This window comes from Streptomyces sp. NPDC086777 (assembly GCF_040702065.1).
GTDB lineage: Bacteria > Actinomycetota > Actinomycetes > Streptomycetales > Streptomycetaceae > Streptomyces.
Window position 1 is genome coordinate 412,834 of sequence record NZ_JBFBJI010000002.1, and the last position, 17,998, is coordinate 430,831.

A 17,998-nucleotide genomic window follows, 5' to 3' on the forward strand; every position below is an offset into this window, starting at 1 on the left:
TGAGTAGGCCGCTGTGCACAGCGTGACCAGCCTAATCGACGTTCCCAGGTGATTCGTGTCAGCCCGGAACCGGTCAGGAGTGTGCAGGGAATTGGGGGTCAGGGTTTTTCCGGAGTTCACAGTCCCGACACCCGCAGCGGGCGTACTGTGAGCCAACTTGTTCAGACAAGTTCGCCAGGCGCCGCCCACAGCGCCACCCACCCTCGTGTGTACTCCCTGGAGAGACCGTGACCGTGTCCCTGCCGAGAACCGCCCTCCTCGGCGGCTCCCTCGCCGCCGTAGCCGCGCTCGCCCTCAGCGCCTGCGGCGCCGCCCCCGACAACGCGTCGTCCACCACCTCCGACGGCAAGAACGCCGCCACCGCCACCTCCGCCGCCGACCTCGGCGGCATGGACAAGCTGGTCGCCGCCGCCAAGAAGGAGGGCGCGCTGCACATCATCGCCGTCCCCCGCGACTGGGCGAACTACGGCGCCATCATCGACGGCTTCCAGAAGAAGTACGGCATCAAGATCGAGGACGAGAGCCCCGACGGCTCCAGCCAGGACGAGATCAATGCCGTGACCTCGCGCAAGGGCCAGGACCGGGCGCCGGACGTGCTCGACCTCGGTTCGTCGTTCGCGCTCAGCGCCGCCCAGCAGGGGCTGCTCGCGCCGTACAAGGTGACCTCGTTCTCCGACATCCCCACGGGCCAGGCCGACCCGCAGGCCCGCTGGTACAACGACTACGGCGGCTACATCTCCATCGGCTGCGACGCGAAGCGGGTCAAGACCTGCCCGACCACCTTCGCCGACCTGCTCAAGCCGCAGTACAAGGGCCAGGTCGCCCTCAACGGCAACCCGACCAAGTCCGGTTCGGCCTTCGGCGGCGTCTACGCGGCCGCGCTCGCCGGCAAGGGCTCCTTCGACGACATCCAGCCCGGTCTCGACTTCTTCGCCAAACTGAAGAAGAACGGCAACTACACGCCCGTCGAGTCCACCCCGGCCACCGTCGAGAAGGGCGAGACGCCCATCTCCATCGACTGGGACTACCTGAACGCCGGTTACGCCGACGAGTTCAAGTCCAAGGGCGTCGACTGGAAGGTGTCGATCCCGACCGACGGCCAGTACGCGCAGTACTACTCGCAGGCCATCAACAAGGACGCCCCGCACCCGGCGGCCGCCCGCCTGTGGCAGGAGTACCTGTACAGCACCGAGGGCCAGAACCTGTGGCTCAAGGGCTACGCCCGCCCGGTCCTGATGAGCGCCATGGACAAGGCCGGCACCCTCGACAAGACCGCCGCCGCCAAGCTGCCCGCGGTCACCGGCACGCCCACCTTCCCGACCGAGGCCCAGCAGGACAAGGCCAAGACGGTCCTCTCGACCGGCTGGTCGAAGGCCGTCTCCGGATGACGGCCACGCTCACGCGGGCCGACGTGGCGTCCGCCGCTTCCCAGAAGCGGCGGCGCCGCGCCCCCGGCTGGCTCGCCGTCGTCCCGCTCCTCGCCTTCACGGCCGTCGCCTTCGGACTGCCCGCCGTCGCCATGCTGAACGGCGCCTTCACGGTCAAGGACCCGTCCAGCGGGGTGAGTTCGTACACCGCGAGCAATCTCAGCAACTCGCTCCAGGGGCCGTACCTCACCGCCCTCGTCGGCAGCGTCAAGCTGTCCGCGCTCTCCGCCGTCATCGCCGCCCTCCTCGGGCTGCCGCTCGCGCAGGCCGTCGTCAGCTCGCGCTCCCGGGCGCTGCGCGAGGCCGTGCTCACCGCCTCCGGTGTGCTCGCCAACTTCGGCGGTGTGCCGCTGGCGTTCGCGTTCGTGGCGACCCTCGGCAACGCCGGTGTGCTCACCGTGCACCTGCACCTGGCGGACCACGGCTGGAACCTGTACAGCTTCTGGGGGCTCGTACTGGTCTACCTGTACTTCCTGATCCCGCTGATGGTCCTCACCATCACCCCGGCCCTCGACGGACTGCGCACGCAGTGGCGTGAGGCCGCCCTCAACAACGGCGCCACCGGCGTGCAGTACTGGCGGTTCGTGGCCCTGCCCGTGCTCGCGCCCTCGCTGCTCGGCGGGCTCGTGCTGCTCTTCGGCAGTGCCTTCGCCGCCTACGCCACCGCCGCCGCCATGGTCGGCAGCGCGGTCCCGCTCGTCACCCTCCAGATCGCCGACGCCCTCTCCGGCAACGTCCTGGTCGGCCAGGAGAACGTGGCCCTCGCCCTCAGCCTGGACATGGTGCTGGTGGCGGGCGTGGTGATGGCCGTGTACCTGCCCCTGCAACGACGGAGCGCCCGATGGCTCGACGCCTGACCCCCTGGCGCTGGGCCGTCCTAGGCCTTGCCGCCCTCTACTTCCTGGTCCCGCTGGGCGCCTCCGTCCTCTTCACGGTGGACGTACCCGGCCAGGGCGTCACCTTCGACGCCTACTCCCAGATCCTGTCCGCCGACGGCTTCCTCTCCAGCCTGGCCCTCTCGCTGGAACTCGCGGTCGCCACCATCGCCGTCGTACTGCTGCTGATGGTGCCCGCCGTGGTCGCCCTGCGGCTGAGCGCGCCCAAGCTGCGTCCGGTCGTCGAGATCGTCTGCTCGCTGCCGCTGGTGGTGCCGCCGATCGCGTTCGTCGCCGGCATCGTGACCGTGCTCAAGTGGGGCCCGGACCATTTGTCCAGGACCCCGCTGTTCGAGACGTTCGTCGCTGTCCAGAACCCGACCTTCCCGGTCGTCCTGGTCCTCGCCTACGTCGTCATGGCGCTGCCCTTCGTCTACCGGGCGCTGGACGCCGGGCTGCGCGCGATCGACGTGCGCACCCTCGTCGAGGCCGCCCGCAGCTGCGGGGCCAACTGGCCGCAGGCGCTCGTCCGGGCCGTGCTGCCCAACCTGCGCGGGGCGCTGCTCAACGCGTCCTTCCTCACCCTGGCGCTGGTGCTGGGCGAGTTCACGGTCGCCCAGCTGCTGGGCTTCCAGCCCTTCGCCGTGTGGATCTACAACGTCGGCGGCTCGCAGGCCCAGATGTCCGTCGCCGTCTCCGTGCTCAGTCTCCTGGTGACCTGGGCCCTGCTCCTCGCGCTCGCCGGTGCCGGCGGCCGCGACCGAACCGCTTCCTCCCGGGGATGACACCATGACCACCGCCACCCTTGAGAAGGCCGCGACCGTCGAGTTCCGGTCGCTACGGCGCGAGTTCGGCGCCACCGTCGCCCTCGACGGACTCGACCTGACCGTCCAGCCGGGTGAGTTCCTGGCCCTGCTCGGCCCGTCCGGCTGCGGCAAGACCACCGCGCTGCGCATGCTCGCCGGCTTCGAACACCCCGACTCCGGCGCCGTGCTCGTGGACGGCGAGGACGTCACCCACGTCCCGGCCCACCGCCGTGACGCCGGGATGGTCTTCCAGTCGTACAGCCTCTTCCCGCACCTGAACGCCGTCGACAACGTGGCCTTCGGGCTGCGGATGCGCAAGGTGCGTACGAGTGAACGGCGCTCGCGGGCCGCCGAGTTGCTGGAGCTCGTCGGGCTCGGCGACAAGCGGGAGCGGTTCCCGCACCAGCTCTCCGGCGGCCAGCAGCAGCGCGTCGCGCTCGCCCGCGCCCTCGCCCTGCGCCCCCGCGTGCTGCTGCTGGACGAACCCCTGTCCGCCCTCGACGCCAAGGTCCGGCTCAGCCTCCGCGAGGAGATCCGCCGCCTCCAGCAGGAACTCGGCATCACCACCCTGTTCGTGACGCACGATCAGGAGGAGGCCCTGTCGATCGCGGACCGGGTCGCCGTGATGCGTGCCGGGCGGCTCGAACAGTGCGCGGAACCCGCCGAGTTGTACGGCCGTCCGGCCACCGCCTTCGTCGCCGAGTTCGTCGGCACGATGAGCCGGATCCCGGGGACGGTCGAGGACGGCACGGTCCAGGTGCTCGGGCAGCGGCTGCCGGTCGACGGGCAGGAACCGGGCGCGGGCGAGGTCGACGTGCTCGTGCGCCCCGAGGCGGTCCGGGTGCGCGCGGACGGCGCCGGTACGGCCACCGTCGTCGCCACCGCCTTCCTGGGGGCGGTCGTCCGGGTCACCGCACGGCTCGCCGACGGCACCGAGGCCAAGGCCGACCTGCCCGCCCACGAGGCCGCCGAACTGGGGGCCGGATCCGCCGTGAGCGTGTCCCTGCCCGAGCGGCCCGTGCTCGTGGCGCCACGCGTCCAGAAGTAACCCTTCCCGAAGTCCCCCCCACGTGAGGAATGACGACAACGTGACCCCCCACCCACGACTCCCGCTCCAGGCCGTCCTGTTCGACATGGACGGCACGCTCGTCGACACCGAGCGACTGTGGTGGGAGGCGGTGGAACAGGTTGCCGGGCGGCCGCTCACCGAGGCCGACGAGCCGGAGGTGCTCGGCCGCCCGGTGGAGCACACCGCCGCCTGGCTGGCCACCGGAACCGGCCGGCCGGCCGCGGATCTCGCGGCCGGGCTGCACCGGGAGTTCGCGGACCGCGTCCGCACCGGCATCGTGCCCCGCCCCGGCGCCCTCGACCTGCTGGACGCGCTGGCCGCGGCTGGTGTCCGCACCGCCCTGGTCACCGCGTCCCCACGCGCGGTCGCCGACCTCGTCCTCGACGCCCTCGGCCCCGACCGGTTCGCGGCGTCCGTCACCGCCGACGACACGGGCCGCACCAAGCCCGCCCCCGACCCGTACCTCGCCGCGTGCCGCGCCCTCGGCGTCGACCCGGCCGCCTGCGTGGCAGTGGAGGACACCGAGACCGGGGTCGCCTCCGCCGAGGCCGCCGGCTGCGCCGTGCTGGCGGTGCCCTCGCTCGCCCCGATCGGCGGTGCGCCCGGCCGGACCGTGCGTGACACGCTGGTCGGGGTCACCCCGAAGGAGCTGAGCGACATGGCCGTACCGGAGCTGCGGGTGATGTCCTGGAACCTGTGGCTCGGCGGCAGCCCGGTCGACGACCACCGGGCCAAGCAGGTCAAGGCGATCATGGACGCGGGCGCGGACGTCGTCGGCCTCCAGGAGACCGCCGGGACCAGCGCGCGGGAACTCGCCGACGCGCTCGGCTGGCACCACCACACGGCCGGCGAGAACCTCGGCGTCATCAGCCGCCACCCGATCACCGCCCGCCTCGGCGACCCTGGCGTCGGCTTCTACGGCGCCGCCGGGGTGCGGATCGCCGTCCGCCCCGGCCGCGAGGTAGAGATCTGGACCGCGCACCTGCACTACACGCCCTACGGGCCCTACGAGTTCCACTTCGACGGACTCGGCGCCGACGAGCTGATCGCCCACGAGGAGGTGCGGCTCGGGCAGATGCGGGAGGCCCTGGGGCGGATCGGGGACGGTGACGTACCCGTGGTGCTCGTCGGGGACTTCAACTGCCCGTCCCACCTGGACTGGCCGGCGGTCGGGTGGCCGGTGACCAGGGCCGCGGAGGAGGCCGGGTTCCGCGACTCCTACCGCGAGGCGCACCCGGACCCGGCCGCCGCGCCCGGCCACACCTGGTCGCCGGTCCACCCCGTCCACGAGGACGGCAGCGGGCGGCCCGAACCGCAGGACCGGATCGACTACGTGCTGCACAGGGGGCTGCGCGTGCTCGACTCCCGGACCTGGGTCACCGGCGCCCCGGCGCCCTGGCCCGAGGTGGCCGGCAACGACTGGCCCTCCGACCACGCGGCCGTCGTCACCACGTTCGCCGTCCAGCCCTGATCGGGGGTTACCCGGGGCAACCGTTGCGGTCGGGGTGACGATCCCGTAAGTTGTGCGGGCCTCCCCCCTTACTGACTGGTAACACCGGTAGGTAACCCATGCGCTGGCCCGGCCGACCCACCACCGTCCGCACCCGGATCGTGGCGCTCGCGCTCGCCCCGGTCGTCGCGCTGACGGCCCTGTGGAGCTTCGCCATGGTGTCCGTCACCGGCGAGCTACGCGCGCTGATCCGGGTCCAGGGGGTGTACGACGACTTCGGCACCCCCGTCGACACCGCCGTCGGGCAGATCCAGATCGAACGGCGGCTGTCGGCGGCCTACCTGGGCGGCCGCCCCGGCACGGCGACCGCCGCCGGCCTACTGGCCCAGCAACGGCGCACCGACCGGGCGGTGGACGCCATGCGGGACGCGATCCGGGACGGTGACCGCGGGCGCCTCAGCGGCCGGCAGCGCGCGGCCCTCGACACGATGGCCGCCGCCACCGGCGGGCTGGAGGAGCTGCGGGGGCGGGTGCTGTCCCGGAAGATCTCCTGGGACGGCGCCGTCGCCGGCTACAACGCCCTGGTGGAGCCCGGCTTCGACGTCCAGTCCGCCCTCACCGCGCTCCAGGCCGGACAGCTGGCCCGCGAGTCCCAGGTCGTCGTCGAACTGGTGCGGGTGCGGGAGTTCGTCTCCCGCGAGGACGCGCTGGTGGCGGGGGCACGGGCCGCCGGACGGCTCACCGACGGGCAGTACGACACCCTCGCCGCGACCGTCGAGGACCGGCGGGTCTTCCAGCGGACCTACGTCCCCGACCTGCCGTCGGACTCGCGGTCCCTGTTCGAGACCTTCCAGCGCGGTGCGCTGTACCGCTCGCTGGTGCGCGGCGAGGACGCGCTGCTGCGGGCGGGCGCGGACCGGGCCGGAGCGGCCGTCGCCGCCGACACCTGGCGGTCGACCACCGACCGGGCCGTCAAGCAGTACATGCTGCTGTGCACGCACTCCGCGGAGAACTCCGCCGCCCGTGGCCGGGCCTTCGCCTACCGGGAGCTGGCCAAGGCCGCCGTCGTGGGCGCGGCCGGGCTCGCGGCGGTGGGCCTGTCCCTGTGGTTCGCGGTCCGCGGAGCGCGCCGCGTCTCGCGCCGCCTGGAGAACCTGCGGGACGCGGCCGACCTGCTGACCGCGCATCGACTGCCCGCCCTCATGGAACGGCTGAGCGCGGGTGAGGACGTGGACGCGGTCACCGAGGCGCCGCCGCTGGCCGCGGGGGAGGCCGGGGACGACGAGATCGGGGACGTCGGCCGGTCGTTCAACCGGGCGCGGCTGGCCGCGGTCGAGGCCGCGATCAGGCAGGCCACGCTGCGGCGGGGCCTGTTCGCGGTCCTCCTCAACATCGCCCGCCGCAACCAGGCGCTCGTCCACCGTCAGCTGAAACTCGTCGACACGCTGGAACGGCGCACCGACGACCCGGCCGTCCTCGGCGAGCTGTTCCGCATCGACCACCTCACCACCCGGATGCGCCGGCACGCGGAGAGCCTGATCATCCTCTCCGGCGCGACCCCCGGGCGGCGCTGGCGGCGGCCCGTGCCGATCGCCGACGTGGTGTCCTCGGCGGTCGGCGAGATCGAGGACTACCCGCGGGTCGTGGTGCCGCCGATGCCCGAGGTGGGCGTGGCCGCCGACGCCGTCGCCGACGTCGTGCACCTGCTCGCCGAGCTGCTCGAGAACGCCACGGTGTTCTCGCCGCCGCACACCCAGGTGACCCTGCGCACCGGCCGGGCCGGCCGCGGCTTCACCCTGGAGATCGACGACCGGGGCCTCGGCCTCGACGCCGACCAGCTCGCCGAGGCCGGCCGCACCCTGACCGACCCCGACGCCTTCGACCCGACCCGCCACGACCGCCTCGGCCTCTACGTCGTGGGCCGCCTGGCCGCACGGCACGGCATCGGGGTGACCCTGCGGGAGTCGCCGTACGGCGGGACGACGGCGGTGGTGCTGCTGCCGGCGACGGTGCTGGCCGAGACGGGGCCGGAGGGCGGCCGACGGGACGGGCAGCGGGCGGGACGGCCGCCGTCGGCGCAGGACCGAGCCCGGCCGTCGTCGGGCGAGCCGGGCGAGCCGGTCGGGGAGCACGGGCAGCGGTCCGCGTCGGCGGTCGGTGTGCTGTCGCCGTCCGGGACGGGGCGGTCCGCGACCTCCGCTCCCGGCACGCAACCGCCGCCGGCCCTGCCCACCCGCACCCGTCAGGCCTCCCTGGCCCCGGAACTGCGCACGGCACAGGCTCCCGGCACGGCGCGTGACCTGGACGCCGACGAGATGCGGGCGGTCTTCGGAGCCTTCCAGCGGGGCCTGGACCGGGGACGCAGAGGACTGCCGACCGGCCCCGAGGAGCCGGACCACACCGAGGAAGGGACCCGTGCCGACGATGACCAGTGACGACCAGCCCCAGCCGCCCGGCAGTGACCTCGGCTGGCTTCTCGACGACCTCGTCGCCAGGACCGAGCACGTCCGGCAGGCCGTGCTGCTCACCGCCGACGGGCTGCCGCTCAGCCACTCCGAGGGGATGCGGCGGCGGGACATCGAGCACCTCGCGGCCGTCTGCTCCGGCTTCCACAGCCTGGCCCGCTCCGCGGGGGACCGGTTCGGCGCGGGGGAGGTGCGGCAGACCATGGTGATGCTCGACGACGCCTACCTCTTCGTCACCCCGGCCGGGCACGGCAGCCGGCTCGCCGTGCTCAGCGACGTCCGCACCGACGTCGGCCAGCTGGCCCACGAGATGGCCCTGCTCGTCCGCCGCCTCGGCCGGCACCTCGACGCGGCCGCCCGCTCGACCCCCTGATCCTCCGGTGAGCGACGAGCACTGGTACGAGGACGAGACCGGGTCGCTGGTCCGCCCCTACACCGTGACCCGGGGCCGTACCGAGCCCTCCGGCAAGCACTCCATCGACCTGATGTCCCAGGTCACGGCCCTTGAGGCGGACGCGTCCCAGGCGGCGGTCGACCATGCCCGCGCCGCGCTGCTCGCCCTGGTGCGCCGCGGGGCCCGCCCCGTCGTCGAGCTCGCCGCGGACGCCGACCTGCCGCTCACGGTCGTCCGCGTGCTGCTCGCCGATCTCGCCGAGGCCGGACTGGTCCGCATCGACGAGCCGCGCCGGGTGGCGACGACCGGTCCAGCCGCCGACCCCGAGCTGCTGAAAGTGATCGTGGACCGGCTGCGGGAGCTGTGACCCCGCGCAACGAATCGCCACCGCACCCCCCTCCCGCGCAACGAACCGCGCGGCCACGCGCAACGGCTCCGCCTTGTCCGGTCCGGCCGGCCGACCGTACCGTCTTACTGACCCCCAGACCTCCTTCCGTACCCGGTGAGGACCCGCATGCGCACCGCCCTCCTGCAGAGCTCCGGCCGCCCCGGCTCGACCTTCGAGAACCTCAAGGTGCTCGACGAGGCCGCCGGCCGGGCCGCCGCCGCGGGCGCCGCGCTGCTCGTCGCCCCGGAGATGTTCCTCACCGGGTACGCGATCGGCGACGACGTCGCCCGCCTCGCCGAGCCCGCCGACGGCGACAGCGCGGACGCGATCGCCGAGCTGGCCCACCGGCACGGCCTCGCGATCACCTACGGCTACCCGGAGCGCGACGGCGACCGCGTCCACAACTCCGCCCAGCTGATCTCCGCCGACGGCACCCGGCTCGCGAACTACCGCAAGTCCCATCTCTTCGGCGGCTTCGAGCGCGACCACTTCACCCCGGGCGACCGGCCCGTCGTCCAGGCGCGGCTGAACGGCCTCACCGTCGGGATCATGATCTGCTACGACGTGGAGTTCCCGGAACTGGTCCGCGCCCACGCCCTGGCAGGCACCGACCTGCTGCTGGTCCCGACGGCGAACATGCACCCGTTCGAGATCGTCGCGGAGTCCCTGGTCCCGGTGCGGGCCTGGGAGAACCAGATGTACGTGGCCTACGCCAACCGCGTCGGCCAGGAGGGCGAGTTCGAGTTCTTCGGGCTCTCCGCGCTGGCCGGACCCGACGGGATCGCCCGCGCCCGGGCCGGCCGCGGCGAGGAACTCGTCCTCGCCGACCTCGACCCCGCCCTGCTCGCCGCCTCCCGCGAGGCGAACCCGTACCTGAAGGACCGCCGTCCCGGCCTCTACGGGTCCCTGGCCTGACCCGCCCCGCTCTTCAGCACACCTTTCGCGTTTCGCAAGGAGTCCGTACCCCATGACGTCCACCGTGCCCAACGCCGTCGAGCACGCCGACGAGCAGCAGCCGCCGATCACCATGTTCGGCCCGGACTTCCCCTACGCCTACGACGACTTCCTCGCCCATCCGGCGGGCCTCGGCCAGATCCCGGCGACCGAGCACGGCACCGAGGTCGCCGTCATCGGCGGCGGCCTGTCCGGCATCGTGGCCGCGTACGAGCTGATGAAGATGGGCCTGAAGCCGGTCGTCTACGAGGCCGACGAGATCGGCGGCCGGCTGCGGACCGTCGGCTTCGAGGGCTGCGACCCCTCGCTGACCGCCGAGATGGGTGCGATGCGCTTCCCGCCCTCCTCCACCGCCCTCCAGCACTACATCGACCTGGTGGGTCTGGAGACCCGGCCCTTCCCCAACCCCCTCGCGGAGGCGACCCCCTCGACCGTCGTCGACCTCAAGGGCGAGTCGCACTACGCCGAGACGATCGACGACCTCCCGCAGGTCTACCGGGACGTCGCCGCCGCCTGGAACCGGTGCCTGGACGAGGGCGCCGACTTCTCCGACATGAACCGCGCGATGCGCGAACGGGACGTGCCGCGCATCCGCGAGATCTGGGCCAAGCTGGTCGAGCAGCTCGACAACCAGACCTTCTACGGCTTCCTCTGCGACTCCGAGGCGTTCAGGTCCTTCCGGCACCGGGAGATCTTCGGCCAGGTCGGCTTCGGCACCGGCGGCTGGGACACCGACTTCCCCAACTCCATCCTGGAGATCCTGCGGGTCGTCTACACCGAGGCCGACGACCACCACCGCGGCATCGTCGGCGGCTCCCAGCAGCTGCCGCTCAGGCTCTGGGAGCGCGAGCCGGAGAAGATCGTGCACTGGGCGTACGGGACGTCGCTCGCGACGCTGCACGAGAACGGCGTGCCCCGGCCCGCCGTGACCCGGCTGCACCGCACCACCGGCAACCGGATCACGGTGACGGACGCGAACGGCGACATCCGCACCTACCAGGCGGCGGTCTTCACCGCCCAGTCCTGGATGCTGCTCTCCAAGATCGCCTGCGACGACTCGCTCTTCCCGATCGACCACTGGACCGCGATCGAGCGCACCCACTACATGGAGTCCTCGAAGCTGTTCGTACCGGTCGACCGGCCGTTCTGGCTCGACAAGGACGAGGACACCGGGCGGGACGTCATGTCGATGACGCTCACCGACCGCATGACCCGCGGTACCTACCTCCTCGACGACGGTCCGGACAAGCCCGCCGTCATCTGCCTCTCCTACACCTGGTGCGACGACAGCCTGAAGTGGCTGCCGCTGTCCGCGCACGAGCGGATGGAGGTCATGCTGAAGTCGCTCGGCGAGATCTATCCGAAGGTCGACATCAGAAAGCACATCATCGGCAACCCGGTGACCGTGTCCTGGGAGAACGAGCCCTACTTCATGGGCGCGTTCAAGGCCAACCTGCCCGGCCACTACCGCTACCAGCGGCGCCTGTTCACGCACTTCATGCAGGACTCGCTGCCCGACGACAAGCGGGGCATCTTCCTCGCCGGCGACGACATCTCCTGGACGGCCGGCTGGGCCGAGGGCGCCGTCCAGACCGCGCTGAACGCGGTCTGGGGCGTCATGCACCACTTCGGCGGCGCCACCGACGCCGCCAACCCGGGCCCCGGCGACGTCTACGACGAGATCGCGCCGGTGGAGCTTCCGGAGGACTGAGCGCCCCGTAAGAGGCGCTGGGGGTCCCCCGGCCGAAGGCTGGGGGAGGAACCGCGCGACCAGCCACGACGGCGCCGCAGACGACCGACGACAGGGCGGGCTGCTCAGACCCCGGCGGCCCGCGCCTTCTCGTACACCTCGGCGCCGACCTCCTTCAGCTCCTGGGCGTCGCGCGGGGTGGTCTCCAGGTCGATCAGGATCTCCTCCAGACCGACCGCCGCATGCGCCACCAGGTCCTCGACGATCTGGTCGGCGTTGCCCTGGAAGGGCTGCCGGTCGGAGCCGTCGTACGCCTTGGGCGTGTACGTGGCGTTGATCCGCAGCACCGTCCGGAGCGGTTTCGTCCGGCCGCGTCCGGCGGCCAGGTCCTGCAGCCCCCGCCACTGCGCCGCCAGCTGCTCGGCGCCCATCCCCAGTGGCAGCCAGCCGTCCGCGCGGTCGACCAGCCGGGTCAGGGCCCTCCTGTTGGACGCCGCCAGCAGGATCGGGATCGGCCGGGCGGGCTTGGGGCCGACCACGGCCGAGGCGATCTTCGTGATCTCGCCGTCGTACCGCACCGGGTCCGGGCCCCACACCGCCCGGCACACGTCGATGAGCTCGTCGAGCACCTTGCCGCGCTCCTCGAACGGCCGGATTCCGGCGGCCGCGTACTCGTCGAGCGACCAGCCCGTGCCGAATCCCGCCAGCACCCGGCCGCCGCTCGCCGCGTCCAGCGTGGCCAGGGACCTGGCCAGCTGGAAGGGGTTGTGCAGCGGTGCCACCAGGACGCTGCTGCCCAGCTGGACCCGCTCGGTGGCCGCGGCGGCCAGGGTCAGCGTGACCAGGGGCTCGGCCACGTTCCGGTACGTGTCGGGCCAGGGCAGGCCCGGGATGTTGTACAGGCCCTGGGTGGCGGGTTCCGGGAAGAGGGCCCGCTCGAAGACCCACAGGCTGTCGTAGCCGATCTGCTCGGCGGCGCGTGCCACGTCGGGGACGTCGGTGCCGAGGGAGTACTGCCGCATCTGGGGAAGGCCGAAGCCGAGCCGGGTGGTCATGCCGGTGCTCCTTTGCAGTCGGGTGCCCGCTGTCAACGCGGGGCGGGGGTCCGGGGATTTCGGGGCGGGTGCGGGGCCGGTCGGATCCGGCCGGCTCAGCGGCACATCGGCGTGAGCAGCATCCGGCCGGCCAGGCCCACCGCCGCGTCCAGCCGGTCGGTGAACTCCTCGGCGATGTCCCCGAACCCCCGCAGCGCCCACAGCGCCCGCGCCGCCGCCCAGGTCGCCTCCCGGGCCCGCTCCAGGCTCCAGGAACCCAGCAGGTGGGTCAGCGGGTCGGCGATCTGGAGCAGGTCGGGACCCGGCATCAGGTCCTCGCGGACGCGCTCCTCCAGCGAGACGAGCAGCTCGCCCACGCGGTCGAACTCGTCCTCCAGGTCGGCCGGTTCACAGCCGAGCGTGTGGCAGGCGTCCACCACGGCCAGCGCCAGGTCGTGCCCGATGTGCGCGTTGATGCCGGCCAGCGCGAACTGCAGCGGGCCGACCCCGGGATGGCGGCGGAACTGGAACAACGGCCGCCAGCAGGCCGGGGGCCGACGGCCCGCCGCCTCCGCGTCCACGGCGGACAGATAGCGCTCGGCGAACCGCACGTCCAGGGTCGCCGCGGCCCGGGGGTCCGCGAACCGGCCCGCGTCCAGGCGCCGTTCGACCTCCTCCGTGACGGCGAGGTAGACACGGTTGAAGACGGCGATCCCGTCCCGCTCGGGCAGGTCCGCGTCCAGTGCGCGCATCCGGTCGAGGACGGTGCCGACCGGGGCGGTGAGGTGGTGCAACTGCGCCATGGGGGAAGGGTCCCAGCTCCGGCCCGGCGCGCGTGCCGACGGGCCCGGCGCTTCCCCGGAAAGGGGGAACCGGCCCGCCGGGCGCCCTCTACGGCCGGTTGTCGTCGTACGAGCTGGTGCCCTCGTCCAGGAGCGGTTCGGCTCGCTTGAGGTGGGCCGGGGCCAGGGCGCGCAGGACGTGGTAGCCGACGATGACCACCAGGGTGCCGAGGGCGATGCCGCTCAGGGAGAAGGTGTCGGTGAACTTCATGCTGACGTTGCCGACGCCGATGATGATGCCGGCCGCCGCCGGGACCAGGTTCAGCGGGTTGCGCAGATCGACCTCGGCGTGCAGCCAGATCTGGGCACCGAGCAGGCCGATCATGCCGTAGAGGATGACCGTGATGCCGCCGAGGACCCCGCCCGGGATCGCGGCCACGATCGCGCCGAACTTGGGGCAGACGCCGAAGAGCAGCGCGAAGCCGGCGGCGGCCCAGTAGGCGGCGGTGGAGTAGACGCGGGTCGCGGCCATCACGCCGATGTTCTCGGAATAGGTGGTGTTGGGCGGGCCGCCCACGGCAGTGGAGAGCATCGAGGCGACGCCGTCGGCCGAGATCGCCGTGCCCAGCTTGTCGTCGAGCGGGTCGCCGGTCATCTCGCCGACCGCCTTGACGTGCCCGGTGTTCTCGGCGACCAGGGCGATGACGACGGGCAGGGCGACGAGGATCGCCGACCACTGGAAGGAAGGGCCGTGGAAGGACGGCAGCCCGATCCAGTCGGCCCGGCCGACGCCGGAGAGGTCCAGGCGCCAGTGGTCGGTGACCTTGCCGCTCGGGCCCACGGAGTGGATCCGGCCGAAGATCCGGTCCAGGGCCCAGGACAGGGCGTATCCGAAGACCAGGCCCAGGAAGATCGCGATGCGCGACCAGAAACCACGCAGACAGACGACGGCCAGACCGGTGAACGCCATCACCAGCAGGGCCGTCCACTGGTCCTGCGGCCAGTAGGTGGAGGCGGTGACCGGCGCGAGGTTGAAGCCGATCAGCATCACGACCGCGCCGGTGACGATCGGCGGCATCGCGGCATGGATGATCCGGGCGCCGAAGCGCCGGACGGCCAGCCCGACCAGGAACAGCACTCCGCCGACCACGAAGACCGCGCCGGTCACGGTGGCGCTGGTGCCGCCCTGGGCACGGATGACGGCGGCCACCCCGACGAAGGACAGCGAACAGCCCAGGTAGCTGGGCACCCGGCCGCGCGTCGCCAGCAGGAAGAGCACGGTCGCGACGCCGGACATCATGATCGCGAGGTTGGGGTTCAGGCCCATCAGGACGGGCGCCACGAAGGACGCGCCGAACATGGCCACCACGTGCTGGGCGCCGAGCCCTACCGTCCGCGGCCAGGAGAGCCGTTCGTCGGGGCGTACCACCGCTCCGGGCGCGGGCGTGCGCCCGTCGCCGTGCAGTTTCCAGCGCACGCCGAGATCCATGGTGGGCTTCGCTTTCCTTGTACGTGAAGACGGTCCGAACCATTGTCACGGCCGGCCTGCGGTTCTACGCTCACACGGTCCTACTCATGAACTGCGTTCATATATCTGATTTCAGTTTGATCGGAGTCGCTCGATGAGTGGAAGATCCCGCGCGGCCGTGCTGCTGACGACCCTGGTGGCGTTCGGAGCGGTCCTCGTCCCCTCCGCCCACGCCACGACCCGGGCCCCGGACACCGCCGTCCTCGACGGTGCCCGGCTCCAGCAGACCAGGACCGAACTGCGCGACGGCGACCCCCGGCTGCGGCGCGCCCTGCGCGACCTGACCACCCGCGCCGACGGCTGGCTGGACCAGGGCCCCTGGACGGTCGTCGACAAGCCCAAGCCCGCCCCGGGCGGCGACGTCCACGAGTACCTCAGCCAGGCCCCTTACTGGTGGCCCACCACCACCCCCACCGCCGACAACCCCTGGGGCTGTCCCTACGTCCAGCGCGACGGCCAACGCAACCCCGAGGTCGACACCGGCACCGACCGCCAGGACGTCGAGAAGGTCTTCGACTCGACCTACGACCTCTCCCTGGCCTGGTACTACACCGGCAGACGGGAGTACGCCGAGAAGGCCGGGCAGGTCCTGCGCACCTGGTTCCTCGACCCGGCGACCCGGATGAACCCCAACCTGGACCACGCACAGTTCATCCCGTGCAAGTACGACGGCCGGGCCATCGGGATCATCGACTTCTCCCAGTCGTACACCAGCGTGGTCGACGCGCTGGCGATCCTCGGCACCGGGGCCCCCGGCTGGGGCGCCGCCGACCGGGCGGGGATGCGGAGCTGGAACACCGACTTCCTCGGCTGGCTCAAGGACAGTGCCTTCGGCAAGGAGGAGGGGGCCGCGGCCAACAACCACGGCACCTTCTACGACATGCAGCTCGCCGCCCTCGCCTACGCGACCGGCGACAGGGCGCTGGCCAGGAAGACCGTGCTGGACGCGCGGGCGAAGCGGATAGATCCGCAGGTCGCGGGCGACGGCAGCCAGCCGCAGGAACTGGCCCGCACCAGGAGCTGGCACTACTCGACCTTCGACCTGGTCGCCTACACCCGGCTCGCGGCCATCGGCCGGCACGTCGGCGTGAACCTCTGGAGCTACCGGGGGCCGGACGGGCAGAGCCTGTCCGAGGCCGTGGACTACCTGCTGCCGGCCGCGACCGGGGCGGCCGCCTGGCCGTACCCGGAGCTGGAGTTCCACCGGTACGCGGCGAGCGACGTCGTGCACGCGGCGGCCGACGCCGGCGACAAGGCGGCCCGGCAGGCGGTCCGGCGGCTGGAGGCGCCGCCCGGCGGTGACCTCTGGGCACTGCGTCCGGCCGCCGAGCAGCTGGACTCGATCGCGGGCTGACCAGTCCCTTCCGGACCGGGGCTCCTGAGCGTCCGCTTAGGATGGAGTGTCCCCACCGCTTCGTCCAGTGCTCAGGAGCCCCACCCGTGACCGCCGAAGCCCTGCCCGCCCCCGCCCTCTCCTTCGGCCGGCTACTGCCGGTCAGCGTCCACTTCGACGACCTCGACGCCCTCGGGATGCTGCACAACGCCCGCTACCCGCTGCTGGTCGAGCGCGCCTGGACCGAGCTGTGGCAGGGGCACGGCATCCGCTTCGACGGTGACTGGGCCGCGGCGGGCGACGCCTGCAACGTGGTCAGGGAGCTGCTGATCGGCTACGAGGCACCCGTCACCAGGTCGGGCACCTACGCCGTCCACCTCTGGCTGGAACGGCTCGGCACCACCGGCCTGACCTACGGCTTCCGCTTCTGCTCGCCGGACGGCGCGACCACCTACGCGCGCGGCACCCGGGTGCTCGTCCGGCTGGACGCGGCCACCCTGCGCCCCGCGCCCTGGAGCGAGGCGTTCAGGGCCGTGGGCCGGGAACTGCTGCGGCCTCGGAGCTGACCTCCTCACGGGAACGCCGCGTCCCGGCGCGCAGCACGCCCGCGAACACCACAAGACCCAGTGCCAGCGCCGTGACCACGCAGAACGACACCACCAGGCTGGTCGCCTGGGCGATTCCACCGATCAGGCTGGGCGCGACCAGGCCCGAGGTGTAGGTGATCGTCGCCACGCCCGCGATGGCCTGGCTCGGGTTCGGCCCGGCGTGCCCGGCCGCCGCGAAGCACAGCGGTACGACGACCGCGATGCCGAGGCCCATCAGCGCGAACCCGGTCATCGCCACCGCCGGCTGCCCGGCGAGGACCACCAGCAGTCCGCCGAAAGCGGCCAGCACGCCCCCGGCGCGCACGGTACGGACGGCGCCGAAACGGTTCACCACCGCGTCCCCGCTGATCCGGGCCACCGCCATGGCCAGCATGAACCCGGTGGTGGTGGCCGCCGCCACTCCGGCCGAGCTGTCCATCCGGTCTCGCAGGAACACCGCCGACCAGTCCAGGCTCGCCCCCTCCGCGAACACCGCGCAGAAGCCCACCGTGCCGATGAGCAGCGCCGAGCGGGGCGGCAGCGTGAACCTCGGCGGCGGCTCCTCGTCGTCGCCGGGCCTGACGTCCGGGACGAACCCGGCCGCCAGCACGCCGAGCGCGGTGAGGACCGCCGAGGCCAGGGCGAAGTGCACGCGGGCGTCCGTACCCAGATGTGCGGCGACGGTGCCGGCCGCCGAGCCGACCAGGGTGCCCGCGCTCCACATGCCGTGCAGCCCGGACATGATCGACCTGTCGAGCACCCGCTCGATCTCCACGCCGAGCGCGTTCATCACCACGTCCGCCATGCCGGCGCTCGCGCCGTACACGAACATCGCCAGGCACAGCAGGTACAGGTTGGTGGCGAGCGACGGCAGGACCAGCGACAGCGTCCACATCGCGATCAGCCCACGCAGCGCCGTACGGCTGCCGAAGCGGTGGCTGATCCGGCCGGCCAGCGGCATCGAGCACGAGGCGCCGAACGCCGTGAACGCGAGCGCGAAGCCCAACTGCCCGGCGCTGAGCGAGGCATGGTCCTGGACCCACGGCACCCGGGTCGCGAACGAGCCGGTGACGGCGCCGTGCACGGTGAACACGGCCGCGACGGCATGGCGCGCCCGCTTCACCCCGTGCTGCTCGTAACCCATGTCTTTCATGGTCCTGCCCCTCCCCGGGTGGGTGCCGCCCCGCTGCCCCCGCTGTCCGCCGTAAACTATCAG

Annotated in this window: 16 protein-coding genes; 12 read left to right on the forward strand and 4 right to left on the reverse strand. The window is 72.6% G+C overall.

The window, feature by feature from the left end; genetic code table 11:
- Nucleotides 1-227 precede the first annotated feature (227 nt).
- The 10 genes from AB0472_RS04500 to AB0472_RS04545 all read left to right on the forward strand — a co-directional run bounded on the left by AB0472_RS04500 (nt 228) and on the right by AB0472_RS04545 (nt 11,539).
- Entirely contained in the window at nt 228-1,388 is a 1,161-nt protein-coding gene (locus AB0472_RS04500; RefSeq protein WP_366353298.1) for an extracellular solute-binding protein, read from the forward strand.
- Nucleotides 1,385-2,284, forward strand: a complete 900-nt coding sequence (locus AB0472_RS04505; protein ID WP_366353300.1) for an ABC transporter permease subunit — start codon at nt 1,385-1,387, stop codon at nt 2,282-2,284. The genes AB0472_RS04500 and AB0472_RS04505 overlap by 4 nt, the downstream gene beginning before the upstream one ends.
- Entirely contained in the window at nt 2,269-3,087 is an 819-nt protein-coding gene (locus AB0472_RS04510) for an ABC transporter permease subunit (protein ID WP_366353302.1), read from the forward strand. Before AB0472_RS04505 ends, AB0472_RS04510 begins: the two co-directional genes overlap by 16 nt.
- 4 nt (nt 3,088-3,091) lie before the next feature.
- Nucleotides 3,092-4,156, forward strand: a complete 1,065-nt coding sequence (locus tag AB0472_RS04515; protein ID WP_366353304.1) for an ABC transporter ATP-binding protein — start codon at nt 3,092-3,094, stop codon at nt 4,154-4,156.
- A 40-nt stretch (nt 4,157-4,196) separates the two neighbouring features.
- Nucleotides 4,197-5,648 (forward strand): HAD-IA family hydrolase, encoded by a 1,452-nt coding sequence (locus AB0472_RS04520; protein ID WP_366353306.1) that lies wholly within the window; start codon nt 4,197-4,199, stop codon nt 5,646-5,648.
- A 98-nt stretch (nt 5,649-5,746) separates the two neighbouring features.
- Nucleotides 5,747-8,062 carry a nitrate- and nitrite sensing domain-containing protein gene (locus AB0472_RS04525; protein WP_366353308.1) on the forward strand — a complete coding sequence of 772 codons (2,316 nt, stop codon included), beginning with the start codon at nt 5,747-5,749 and terminating at the stop codon, nt 8,060-8,062.
- Entirely contained in the window at nt 8,052-8,465 is a 414-nt protein-coding gene (locus tag AB0472_RS04530; RefSeq protein ID WP_366353310.1) for a roadblock/LC7 domain-containing protein, read from the forward strand. Before AB0472_RS04525 ends, AB0472_RS04530 begins: the two co-directional genes overlap by 11 nt.
- A 7-nt stretch (nt 8,466-8,472) precedes the next feature.
- Nucleotides 8,473-8,853 carry a DUF742 domain-containing protein gene (locus AB0472_RS04535; RefSeq protein WP_366353312.1) on the forward strand — a complete coding sequence of 127 codons (381 nt, stop codon included), beginning with the start codon at nt 8,473-8,475 and terminating at the stop codon, nt 8,851-8,853.
- A gap of 147 nt (nt 8,854-9,000) precedes the next feature.
- Nucleotides 9,001-9,789: a carbon-nitrogen hydrolase family protein gene (locus AB0472_RS04540; protein ID WP_366353314.1), complete on the forward strand. Its 789-nt coding sequence runs from the start codon at nt 9,001-9,003 to the stop codon at nt 9,787-9,789.
- A 52-nt stretch (nt 9,790-9,841) separates the two neighbouring features.
- Nucleotides 9,842-11,539, forward strand: a complete 1,698-nt coding sequence (locus tag AB0472_RS04545) for an NAD(P)/FAD-dependent oxidoreductase (RefSeq protein ID WP_366353316.1) — start codon at nt 9,842-9,844, stop codon at nt 11,537-11,539.
- 104 nt (nt 11,540-11,643) lie between these two features.
- Here the strand turns inward: AB0472_RS04545 and AB0472_RS04550 are convergent, their stop codons facing one another.
- The 3 genes from AB0472_RS04550 to AB0472_RS04560 all read right to left on the reverse strand — a co-directional run bounded on the left by AB0472_RS04550 (nt 11,644) and on the right by AB0472_RS04560 (nt 14,823).
- Nucleotides 11,644-12,573 carry an LLM class F420-dependent oxidoreductase gene (locus AB0472_RS04550; RefSeq protein WP_366353318.1) on the reverse strand — a complete coding sequence of 310 codons (930 nt, stop codon included), beginning with the start codon at nt 12,571-12,573 and terminating at the stop codon, nt 11,644-11,646.
- A 95-nt stretch (nt 12,574-12,668) separates the two neighbouring features.
- On the reverse strand, nt 12,669-13,355 hold the full coding sequence (locus AB0472_RS04555) for a DUF5995 family protein (RefSeq protein ID WP_366353320.1): 687 nt from the start codon (nt 13,353-13,355) through the stop codon (nt 12,669-12,671).
- A gap of 88 nt (nt 13,356-13,443) precedes the next feature.
- The gene (locus AB0472_RS04560; RefSeq protein WP_366353322.1) at nt 13,444-14,823 is read right to left on the reverse strand and encodes a solute carrier family 23 protein; all 1,380 of its coding nucleotides are present in this window, start codon (nt 14,821-14,823) and stop codon (nt 13,444-13,446) included.
- 133 nt (nt 14,824-14,956) lie between these two features.
- On the opposite strand from AB0472_RS04560, the gene AB0472_RS04565 reads away from it, so the two are divergent.
- A complete protein-coding gene (locus AB0472_RS04565) occupies nt 14,957-16,216 on the forward strand; it encodes an alginate lyase family protein (RefSeq protein ID WP_366353324.1) in 1,260 nt (419 codons plus the stop codon).
- A gap of 86 nt (nt 16,217-16,302) precedes the next feature.
- A complete protein-coding gene (locus AB0472_RS04570) occupies nt 16,303-16,761 on the forward strand; it encodes a thioesterase family protein (protein ID WP_366353326.1) in 459 nt (152 codons plus the stop codon).
- Here AB0472_RS04570 and AB0472_RS04575 read toward each other — a convergent pair.
- Nucleotides 16,721-17,935, reverse strand: coding sequence for an MFS transporter (locus AB0472_RS04575; protein ID WP_366353327.1), 1,215 nt, complete (start codon nt 17,933-17,935; stop codon nt 16,721-16,723). The genes AB0472_RS04570 and AB0472_RS04575 overlap by 41 nt on opposite strands.
- Nucleotides 17,936-17,998: the final 63 nt, after the last annotated feature.

Coding starts and splice junctions, on each gene's coding strand:
- AB0472_RS04505 (WP_366353300.1), top strand. CDS start 1,385: ATGACGGCCACGCTCACGCGGGCCGACGTGGCGTCCGCCGCTTCCCAG.
- AB0472_RS04540 (WP_366353314.1), top strand. CDS start 9,001: ATGCGCACCGCCCTCCTGCAGAGCTCCGGCCGCCCCGGCTCGACCTTC.
- AB0472_RS04550 (WP_366353318.1), bottom strand. CDS start 12,573: ATGACCACCCGGCTCGGCTTCGGCCTTCCCCAGATGCGGCAGTACTCC.
- AB0472_RS04515 (WP_366353304.1), top strand. CDS start 3,092: ATGACCACCGCCACCCTTGAGAAGGCCGCGACCGTCGAGTTCCGGTCG.
- AB0472_RS04525 (WP_366353308.1), top strand. CDS start 5,747: ATGCGCTGGCCCGGCCGACCCACCACCGTCCGCACCCGGATCGTGGCG.
- AB0472_RS04560 (WP_366353322.1), bottom strand. CDS start 14,823: ATGGATCTCGGCGTGCGCTGGAAACTGCACGGCGACGGGCGCACGCCC.
- AB0472_RS04530 (WP_366353310.1), top strand. CDS start 8,052: ATGACCAGTGACGACCAGCCCCAGCCGCCCGGCAGTGACCTCGGCTGG.
- AB0472_RS04555 (WP_366353320.1), bottom strand. CDS start 13,355: ATGGCGCAGTTGCACCACCTCACCGCCCCGGTCGGCACCGTCCTCGAC.
- AB0472_RS04545 (WP_366353316.1), top strand. CDS start 9,842: ATGACGTCCACCGTGCCCAACGCCGTCGAGCACGCCGACGAGCAGCAG.
- AB0472_RS04510 (WP_366353302.1), top strand. CDS start 2,269: ATGGCTCGACGCCTGACCCCCTGGCGCTGGGCCGTCCTAGGCCTTGCC.
- AB0472_RS04575 (WP_366353327.1), bottom strand. CDS start 17,935: ATGAAAGACATGGGTTACGAGCAGCACGGGGTGAAGCGGGCGCGCCAT.
- AB0472_RS04565 (WP_366353324.1), top strand. CDS start 14,957: ATGAGTGGAAGATCCCGCGCGGCCGTGCTGCTGACGACCCTGGTGGCG.